Source organism: Streptomyces sp. CBMA156, assembly GCF_014596515.1.
Classification (GTDB): domain Bacteria; phylum Actinomycetota; class Actinomycetes; order Streptomycetales; family Streptomycetaceae; genus Kitasatospora.
Genome location: NZ_MSJQ01000165.1, coordinates 1 through 9,193, shown reverse-complemented (window position 1 = coordinate 9,193; position 9,193 = coordinate 1). Strand labels below are relative to the sequence as shown.

The following is a 9,193-nucleotide window of genomic DNA, read 5'->3' as shown; positions in this document are numbered from 1 at the left end:
CCGCCCTCGGCCTCGCCGCCGCCACCGGCCCGGCGCACGCCACCCCCGCCGACGGCCCCGGCGGCTCACCCGGCGGCGCTCCCGCCGACCGCACCCTCATCCTCACCGGCCACCTGCCCACCGGCTCCCCCGACTTCGTCCACCTCCCGGTCGAAGTCCCCGAGGGCATCCGCGAGATCGCCGTCTCCTACGGCTACGACAAGCCCCAGGTCCCGGCCGGCACCCCCGGCAACTCCTGCGACATCGGCATCTTCGACGAGCGCGGCACCGACCTCGGCGGCCCCGGCTTCCGCGGCTGGTCCGGCGGCTTCCGCACCGAGTTCAGCCTCTCCCGCGGCGCCGCGACCCCCGGCTACCTCCCCGGGCCGGTCAACCCCGGCACCTGGCACGTGGTCCTCGGCCCCTACCAGATCGCCCCGCAGGGCCTGGACTACCACGTCGAGGTCACCCTCAGGTCCGGTGCGCCCGGGCCGCAGTTCACCCCGCACTACCCGGCGGAGCGGGCCCGCGGCCGCGGCCGCGCCTGGTACCGGGGCGACTGCCACCTGCACACCGTCCACTCCGACGGGCGGCGCAAGCCCGAGGAGGTGGCCGCCGGAGCCCGGGCGGCCGGCCTCGACTTCATCGTCTCGACCGACCACAACACCAGCTCCTCGCACGCCGCCTGGGGCCCGCTGGCCGGCCCCGACCTGCTGATCCTCCCCGGCGAGGAGATCACCACCCGCAACGGCCACTGGCTGGCCCTCGGCCTGAAGCCCGGCCAGTTCGTCGACTGGCGCTACCGCTCGCGCGACGAGGAGTTCCCGCGCTTCGCCCGCCAGGTCCACCGCGCCGGCGGCCTGGTGGTGCCGGCGCACCCGTACTGCCCGTACGTCGCCTGCCAGTGGAAGTTCGGCTACGACCAGGCCGACGCCGTCGAGGTGTGGAACGGCCCCTGGACGTACGACGACGAGTCGGCGGTGGACACCTGGGACGGCCGGCTCGCCGTCGCCCTGCGCGAGGGCCGCTCCTGGCTGCCCGCCCTGGGCAACAGCGACGCCCACAGCGAGCCGCAGCCGATCGGCTCCCCGCACACCGTGGTGCTGGCCGAGGACCTCACCCGGGACGCGATCCTGGACGGGCTGCGCGCCGGGCACAGCTGGCTGGCCGAATCCTCCGCCGTCGGGCTGGAGTTCACCGTCACCGGGAACGGCCGCCAGGCGGGCATCGGTGAGGAGCTGACCGTCCCGGCCGACGCCCCGCTGGACGTCAGGGTCACCGTCTCCGGCGTGCCCGGCGGGACGGTCCGGCTGCTCACCGACGAGGGCCAGATGCACCAGGAGTCGCTGCCCGCCGACGGCTCGGGCACCGTGGTCTGGCGCACCACCGCCTCGCTCGCCGCCTACGTCCGGGCCGAGGTGCGCCACCCGAAGGCGGACGGCACCCCGGGCAAGGGCAACGCGATGGGCCCCGACCTGCCCTGGGGGCCGATGGCGGCGCTCACCAACCCGATCGTGCTGAGCACCGGGGGCCGCTGACAACCCCCTTCCGGTCGGCCGACCCGCCCGGAACCCGGGCGGGGGAGGACTCGGACCACCCGTTTGGACTAGGTTGAACCCCGAAACGCATCAGTCGTAGGGACGAGGCGGTCGGTTGTCCGATCCGGGCCGACCAGCCCGTTCGCACGCCGACCGCCCCGCCCCGGCTACCCGTCCGACCCCGGCCCCGCGAAGGGATCAGCAGCTGTGAACCGTACGACCGTAGGTGGGCCGGAGCTCGGGGGCGGCCTGGGCGCCGGGGGCGTCCTCGTCCTCGTCGACCCGGCCGGGGCCGGGAACAGCCCGGTCGCGGAGCTGCTCGCCCGGGAGCTGAACCCGAGCGTCCACCTGCGGACGGACGACTTCCTGCGGGTCATCCGCAGCGGCCAGCTCCCGCCCCACCTGCCCGAGGCCGGCCGCCAGAACGCCACCGCGATGGCCGCCGCCGCCCAGGCCGCCTTCGCCTACGCCACCCGCGGCTACCAGGTCGTGGTGGAGTCCCCCACCGTCCCGGGCGCCCTCGACACCTTCCGCCGCGAGAGCCGCACCACCGGCGCCGCCCTCCACTACGTGGTGCTCCACCCCGGCCCGGCCGCCGAGGACGCGCCCCACATCCTCGACACCACCGACCTGGACGCCGAGGCCACCGCCGTCTCCGTCCTCGCCGCCCTCACCCGCCGCACCCACCTGCTCGGCTGGTAGGCGCCGCCCTGGCGGCCGCCCGCTCCGGCGCGGGCCGTCGGCTGGGTCGTCGGCACGGGTCACGCGCCCACCGTGCCGTCGATCGCCTCCCGCAGGAAGTCCGCGTGCCCGTTGTGCCGGGCGTACTCGTGGATCAGGTGGAGCATCACCAGCCGCAGCGACACCTCGGCGTCCCACCGGGCCTGGTAACCGGTGACGTCGAGGGAGTCCGCGGCGAGCTCGATCCGGCGGGAGTGCCCGACCTCGGCCCGCCAGGCGTCGAAGGCCTCGGCCCGGGTGGCGCCGTCCGGGTCGTACGCGGCCTGGTAGTCGCCGTCCTCGGACCAGACCAGCGGCAGGTCCTCACCGTCGATCACCCGGCGGAACCAGGTGCGCTCGACCTCCGCCATGTGCCGGACCAGCCCGAGCAGACTGAGCGTCGAGGGCGGGCTCGCGCGCAGGCGCAGCTGCTCGTCGGTCAGGCCCTCGCACTTCAGGGCGAGGGTCGCCCGGTGGAAGTCCAGGAAGCCGCGCAGCATCTCGCGCTCACCGCCGGTCAGCGGCGGGGCGGGACGGTCGTCGGGGACGTTCACGGTGTCGTTCTCCTCGTACCGGTCGGGAATCCCCGCGGACTGTAGCGGACCACCGGGCCGGTCCGACGGGTATTTTCCGGCCCGCCCCGGGCGTCGCAGCGTTCCCCGCTGTCCCGCGGACACCCCTTTATCACGTACCGTGTTCGGACCACCACAGGTTTGGGTACGTACCTCGGCGCGCCCGACCGCCGGGCGCCCACCGAGCAGGAGACCCAGCGGCCCATGGATCACAACCGCATCCCCCCGACCGTGCGCCAGACCTACGGCGCCGACGACCTCAGCACCGCCCCGTCGTTCGCCGGAGGCTTCATCAACTTCGGCTACTGGCAGGGGATCGACCTCACCGCCCCGACCCCCGAGGACCGGGTGCACAGCCAGGAACAGCTCTACCGGCGGGCGTTGCGGGAGTTCCCCGAACCGCGCCAACGACTGCGACTGGCGGAGGTCGGCTGCGGCCGTGGACTGGGAGCCGCCCTCGCCCTGCGGGAGTTCCGGTTCGCGGCGGTGACGGGCGTGGACATCCACCCCGACCAGATCGAACGAGCCCGCGCCGTCAACGCGAGAGCCCTGGCGACGTACCCCGATCGGTTGGCCTACACCCTGGGCTCGGCGGACGAACTCCCCTTCTCCGACGGCTACCTGGACGGCGTCTTCTCCGTCGAAGCCGCCCAGCACTTCCGCGAACTCACCGGCTTCGCCCGCGAGAGCGCCCGCGTCCTGCGCCCCGGCGGCCGCCTCGTCGTCACCACCTTCTTCACCGCCCCCGGCCCCGACGCCGAGGAACGCCTCAAGATCCTCCTCGCCAGCTTCGCCGACGGCCTCGACGTCGCCCACCCCCTCGACGACTTCACCGCCGACCTCACCCGCCACGGCTTCACCGACATCACCACCGAAGCCATCGGCGCCGACGTCTGGCCAGGCCTCGACCGCTACCTCACCGACACCGTCCCCACCGCCCACTGGACCCGCCACTTCCTCCCCGCCTGGCGCGACGGCCTCCTCGACTACCACGTCCTCACCGCCATCCGCATCTGACACCGGTCCCGGGGCCGGTCCACGCGACCCGCGGACCGGCCCGACCAGCGGTTGTTGCCGTCGCCGCTGTCGCCAGAGACACAGGACCGGCTCCTCCTCTGGGCTCGGCCTGGACGATGGAGCGAGGCCATGGCGTTGCCGGCCCGGGCCACGCACGGTGGTGCGGACGGCAACCGTCAGCCGTCGGCCCGCGGGTCGGAGGCGGCGCGCGGGCCGTCCGGGGTCTCGCGCACGACCTGGAGGTGGCCCGCCGCGTCGTCGAGGGCGGCGAGTGCGGTCGTGCGGAAGCCCGCGGCCCGCAGGCCGTCGGCTGCCGTCTCGCCGACGCCCTGCTCCACCGCGATGCCGAGGCCGTCCTCCTCGGGGCGGGCGCCGGCCGTCAGCCGGCCCACGATCCAGCGGGGCCGGGCGACGGCCTCGCCCGCGGTGAGACCGGCGGCGAGGTTGAGTGCCAGGTGGGTGTGGATCTGGGGCTGGGCGCGGCCGCCCCTCGTGCCGTGGGCGCCGACCAGCCGGCCGTCCCGGCGAACGAGGACCGGCATCAGCGTGTGCGCCGGCCGTCGGCCCGGCCCGATCTCGTTGGGGCTTCCGGCGACGCCGCTGAAGCAGGCGCCCCGGTTGTGGAGGAGGATGCCGGTCTCCGGGTCCACGACGCCCGACCCGAAGGTGTGGAACACGCTCTGGATCAGGGACACCCACCGGCCCTCGCCGTCGGTGGTCACGATGGCGACCGTGTCCCCGGAGGCGCGCGCGGGGAGGTGCGGCGGCCGGCCGTCGGCCTGGGCGGAGAGCACCCGGTGGATCGGGGTGCTCCCGAGGGCGGCCTCGACGAGATCGGAGACCTCGCCGACGTCGCCGGGGTCCGGGGAGAACCCCGGATCGCCGAGGAGCCGGTCCCGCTCCGCGGCGCACAGGGCGAGGACGCGCCCCACCGGTGCCGCCTCGGCCCCCAGGGCGTCGGGGACGCGCGCCCGGCGTTGCCGGATCACCTCCAGGGCCGCGAGTCCGCGCAGGAAGAAGCGGCCCTGGCTGTTCCCTCCCGAGCTGAGGTACTCCTCGCCGGCGAAGCGGGCGCCGAGCGGTGCGGACAGGGACGAGGTGTGCGTCGCGAAGTCCTCGGCGTCCAGCGCGCTGCCGCCCGCCCGCAGGGTGGCGACCACGCTCGCGCCGAGGGCGCCGGTGTAGAACGCCCCGGTCCCCTCCGCGGCCAGGGTGCGGAGGCTGTCGGCGAGCCGCGGAAGCGTCACGTGCTGTCCGGCCCGGAGCAACTCGCCGCCGGGGAGGAACAGTTCACGGGCGCCGGGATCGGCCGCGAGGGCGTCCGCCTCCTGCTCCAGGCCGCGGCGCAGACCGGGCGCCACCGCGAACCCCTCGGCCGCGATCCCGGCCGCGCCGAGGAGGGCCGCGCCGAGCGGACGGCTTCCCCACCGGTCCGCCAACTGGTGCCAGAGGTCGAGGACTCCGGGCACCGTCACACTCCTGGCGCCGGTCACCGGCACGTGCCCGCCGGCGTCGAGGTGGTCCGCCCGTCGCCACCCTCGGGCGCTGCGGCCGCTGCCGTTGACGACGACCGGTTCGTGGTCCGGCCCTCCCACGAGTGCGAAGGCGTCGCCGCCGATCGCGCACTGGTGCGGGTAGACCACGGTGAGGACCGCGGCGGCCGCCAGGGCGGCGTCGACGGCGTTGCCTCCGTCGGCGAGGACCGACTCGGCGGCCCCGGTGGCGGTCCGGTGGGGAGTGGCGACCGCGCCTGGGTGGTTCATGTCGGCCCCTTCGTGATTCGTCGTCGTCCGTCGTCGTGCGGCTGTGGGACAGGAGGGATACGGCTCGGGAGATGCGCCGGTGAAGGCCATGGTTTGGTCACGCCCGTCACCACCATCCACCGAAATCCACGGTTCCGGTTGCACGGAGCGGGTGGAACGACGCGATCCGGACATCGGGCCCGGTCGTCGCCCGCGTCGAGCCGCCGTCGGACCGGGTACGCCCCGTACCGCGGGGCGCCACGGGCGCGTACGATCCGGGCGTGCCCCGTAGGACGTCCGTCGCAACCGCCCCCGGCATGCCGCACCTGCTCCTGCTGGCGCTCTCCTGCGCCTCGGGCTTCGCGCTCCTGCTGCCCGTCTCCCCGCAGTGGGCCGTGCACGGAGGCGCCGACGCGTTCGGCGCCGGACTCGTCACCGCCACGCTGATGGCGACCACCGTGCTGGCCCAGCTCCTCGTCAGGACGGCGCTGCGCGGGCTGGGCTGGTCGCGCACCCTCGCCCTGGGTGCCCTGCTGCTCGGACTGCCCGCGCCGGTGCAGGCGTTCAGCGACAGCCTGGGGGCGATCCTGCTCACCACCGCCCTGCGGGGGCTCGGCTTCGGCATCCTCACCGTGTGCGGCTCCACCGCCGCCGCGACCCTGGCTCCCCCCGGGCGCCAGGGAGCGGCCATCGGCCTGTACGGGCTGACCCTCGCCCTGCCCCAGACGGTGCTGACGCCGGCCGCCCCGGCGCTGGCCGCGGCGCTGCCCCTCCCCGCGGTCATCGCCTGCGGCGCGCTGCCCGTCCTCGGCCTGCCGTTCGCCCGTGGCCTGGGACGCGCGGTCGACGCCCGCACCGCGCCGCCCGCGCCGGGTCAGACGGCCGCCACCGCCACGGTGCTCCGCCGCATCCTGCTGCCGCTGGCCACCCTGCTGCTGGTGACGTCGGCCGGAGGTGCCGTCCTGACCTTCACGCCCCAGTTCGCCGGCCGCCCGGCCCTGGCGGCGACGGCGCTGTTCGTCTTCACCGCCGTCGCCGCGGGGGCCCGCTGGGTCGGTGGAGTCCTGGCGGACCGCTTCGCGCCCCGCCCGCTGACCTGCGCCCTCCTGGCCACCGCTGGCGCCGGCCTCGCGCTGATCGCCCTCGCCGTCCGCTCCGAGCGGCCCCCGCTCCCCGGGCTGCTGACCGGTCTCGCCCTGCTGGGGGCGGCGTACGGCGGGCTGCAGAGCATCACACTGGTGCGGGCCCTCGACGAGGCCGGGCCGGAGAACCGGCACACCACGTCCGTCGCCTGGAACATCGGCTACGACTCCGGGACCGGCCTCGGCTCCCTGCTGCTCGGCGTCGCCGCACAGGTCGCGGCCTTCTCGACCGGGTTCACCGTGCTGTCCGGAGTCGCGGCGCTCGCCGCGGTCGTGGTCCTGTCGGCGGGCCACCGGCCGCACCGCGGGCCCGCGGCGACCGCGGCGCCCGCAGCAGCCGCCAGGGCAGAAGTGGCGGACCGCGAGACCTGTCGGCCGCTGTCCGACCACTCGTAGCATCGGACTCCGACGGGGGGCTCCCGGCCGAAGGCCTCCCCGTGACGGCTCAGCCCGCGGCCCGCACCAGGGCGTCGAAGAGGCGCTGCTGGGCCAGGTCCTCGTGCGCGGTGTCCTCCGGGTGCCACTGCACGGCCGCGAACCAGCCGTCGTGCTCAGGGAGTTCGACGGCTTCGACGGCTCCGTCGGCGGCCCGGGCGGTGACGGCCAGGCCCGCCCCGAGCCGGTCCACGTGCTGGTGGTGGTAGCAGGACGCCTCGACCCGCGCGGCGCCGGTGATCCGGGCCACGGCGGAGCCGGGGGCGAGCGGGACGGGGTGCCGCAGGTGCCGGTGCTCGCGCCCGGGGCCACCCATGTCCTGGTGCAGGGTGCCGCCCAGGACCGTGTTGACCACCTGGAGCCCGCGGCAGACCGCCAGCAGCGGCACCGCGTCCGCGAGGGCCCGCCGGGCGAGTTCCAGGTCGAACCCGTCCTGTTCCTCGTCCACGTCGTAGACGGCCTCGTGGGCGTCGGACGCGCCGTAGCGGTGCGGGGCGAGGTCGCCGCCGCCGGGGAGCAGCAGCCCGTCGAAGCGGGAGAGCCTGGCGGTCACCTCGGCCGGGTCGGCGACGCCGCCGGGGGCGTGCGGGTGCAGGGTGACGGGCTCGCCGCCGGCCCGCCAGACGGCCTCGACCAGGGCCCGGGCGTTGACCTCGGCGGCGTACCGCAGCGCGGAGGTGGAGGAGGCGAAGCGGGCGGGGATCGCGATCAGCGGTCGGTGGTTCACAGCTGGATCCAGGTGGTCTTGAGTTCGGTGTACTTCTCCAGGGCGTGGGCGGACTTGTCGCGGCCGTTGCCGGACTGCTTCATTCCGCCGAAGGGCACGGTGAGGTCGCCCTCCTCGTAGCAGTTGACCCAGACCGTACCGGCTCTGAGGGCGCGGGAGACCTTGTGCGCGGTGGAGAGGTCGGAGGTCCACAGCCCGGCGGCGAGGCCGTACTCGGTGTCGTTGGCGAGGGCGACGGCCTCGTCGAGGTCGTCGAAGGTGAGGACGGCGAGCACCGGGCCGAAGACCTCCTCGCGGGCCAGCCGGCTGTCCGGGGCTACCCGGTCGAAGACCGTCGGTTCGAGGTAGCAGCCGCCGGTGGCGGTCAGGGTGCGGGCGCCGCCGGTGCGCAGCCGGGCGCCGTCGTCAAGGGCGGTGCGGACGTGGCCGAGCACCCGGCCGAGGTGCTGCTCGCCGACCAGGGCGCCCATCTCGGTGGCGGGGTCGAGCGGGTCGCCCACCCGCAGGGCGCGGGCGCGGGCCACGACGGCTTCGGTGACCTGCTCGGCGACGGAGGTGTGGACAAGCAGCCGGGAGGGCGCGGTGCACATCTCGCCCTGGTTGAAGAAGATGCCCCAGGCGGCCGTGGCCGCCGCCCGTTCCAGGTCGGGGGCGTCGGGCAGGACGATGTTGGGCGACTTGCCGCCCAGTTCCAGCCAGACCCGCTTGAGGTTGGAGTCGGCGGAGTAGCGCAGGAAGTGGCGGCCGACGGCGGTGGAGCCGGTGAAGGCGAGGACGTCCACGTCGGGGTGCAGCCCGAGGGCCCGGCCGGCCACCGGTCCGTCGCCGGCGACGACGTTGAGCACGCCCGGCGGCAGCCCGGCCTCCAGGCCGATCCGTCCGAGCAGCAGGGCGGACAGCGGTGAGTTCTCCGAGGGCTTGAGGACGACCGTGCAGCCGGCGGCCAGGGCGGGGGCGATCTTCCAGCCGGCCAGGGTGAGGGGGAAGTTCCAGGGGACGACGGCGCCGACGACGCCCGCGGGCTCCCGGGTGACCAGGGCGAGGGCGTCCGGCGCGGTGTGCGGGGACTCGTCGGTGAGCTTGTCGGCGAGGCCGCCGTACCAGCGGAACGTGCCGATGACGGCCCGCAGTTCGATGTCGTGGGCGTCGGTGACCGGCTTGCCCGTCTCCAGGCTGACGGTGAGCGCCAGTTCGGCCCGCCGCTCCTCCAGGAGGTCGGCGAACCGCAGCAGGACGCGGCCGCGGTCGGCGGGGGCCAGCCGGGGCCAGGGGCCGTGGTCGAAGGCGCGGCGTGCGGCGGCGACGGCCGCGTCGACCTCGG

At 75.5% G+C, this 9,193-nt stretch carries 8 protein-coding genes; 4 read left to right on the top strand and 4 right to left on the bottom strand.

Annotation, left to right across the window (positions count from 1 at the left end; all coding sequences use genetic code 11):
• Nucleotides 1-1,517, top strand: a 1,517-nt coding sequence (locus BU198_RS13790; RefSeq protein ID WP_223244351.1) for a CehA/McbA family metallohydrolase, incomplete at its 5' end; no start/stop codon positions are given.
• 207 nt (nucleotides 1,518-1,724) lie between these two features.
• Complete coding sequence (locus tag BU198_RS13785) at nucleotides 1,725-2,219, top strand: ATP-binding protein (RefSeq protein WP_188295766.1); 495 nt, start codon at nucleotides 1,725-1,727, stop codon at nucleotides 2,217-2,219.
• 59 nt (nucleotides 2,220-2,278) lie between these two features.
• Here BU198_RS13785 and BU198_RS13780 read toward each other — a convergent pair whose 3' ends face one another.
• Complete coding sequence (locus tag BU198_RS13780) at nucleotides 2,279-2,737, bottom strand: DinB family protein (RefSeq protein WP_188295787.1); 459 nt, start codon at nucleotides 2,735-2,737, stop codon at nucleotides 2,279-2,281.
• A gap of 276 nt (nucleotides 2,738-3,013) precedes the next feature.
• Here BU198_RS13780 and BU198_RS13775 point away from each other — a divergent pair, with 276 nt between their 5' ends.
• The gene (locus BU198_RS13775) at nucleotides 3,014-3,826 is read left to right on the top strand and encodes a class I SAM-dependent methyltransferase (RefSeq protein WP_188295765.1); all 813 of its coding nucleotides are present in this window, start codon (nucleotides 3,014-3,016) and stop codon (nucleotides 3,824-3,826) included.
• Between the two features lie 176 nt (nucleotides 3,827-4,002).
• On the opposite strand, the gene BU198_RS13770 is transcribed toward BU198_RS13775, so the two are convergent.
• Nucleotides 4,003-5,589 (bottom strand): gamma-glutamyltransferase, encoded by a 1,587-nt coding sequence (locus tag BU198_RS13770; protein ID WP_188296541.1) that lies wholly within the window; start codon nucleotides 5,587-5,589, stop codon nucleotides 4,003-4,005.
• Between the two features lie 260 nt (nucleotides 5,590-5,849).
• Here BU198_RS13770 and BU198_RS13765 point away from each other — a divergent pair, with 260 nt between their 5' ends.
• Nucleotides 5,850-7,106, top strand: a complete 1,257-nt coding sequence (locus BU198_RS13765; protein WP_317620113.1) for an MFS transporter — start codon at nucleotides 5,850-5,852, stop codon at nucleotides 7,104-7,106.
• Nucleotides 7,107-7,155: 49 nt separating this feature from the next.
• Here BU198_RS13765 and BU198_RS13760 read toward each other — a convergent pair whose 3' ends face one another.
• A complete protein-coding gene (locus tag BU198_RS13760; protein WP_188297121.1) occupies nucleotides 7,156-7,872 on the bottom strand; it encodes a gamma-glutamyl-gamma-aminobutyrate hydrolase family protein in 717 nt (238 codons plus the stop codon).
• On the bottom strand, nucleotides 7,869-9,193 hold a 1,325-nt coding region (locus BU198_RS13755; protein WP_188297120.1), incomplete at its 5' end, for an aldehyde dehydrogenase. The genes BU198_RS13755 and BU198_RS13760, both read right to left, overlap by 4 nt.

What these genes read in the sequence shown, in the direction of transcription:
- BU198_RS13780 (WP_188295787.1), bottom strand. Translation starts at nt 2,737, where the DNA reads ATGCTGCGCGGCTTCCTGGACTTCCACCGGGCGACCCTCGCCCTGAAG.
- BU198_RS13775 (WP_188295765.1), top strand. Translation starts at nt 3,014, where the DNA reads ATGGATCACAACCGCATCCCCCCGACCGTGCGCCAGACCTACGGCGCC.
- BU198_RS13770 (WP_188296541.1), bottom strand. Translation starts at nt 5,589, where the DNA reads ATGAACCACCCAGGCGCGGTCGCCACTCCCCACCGGACCGCCACCGGG.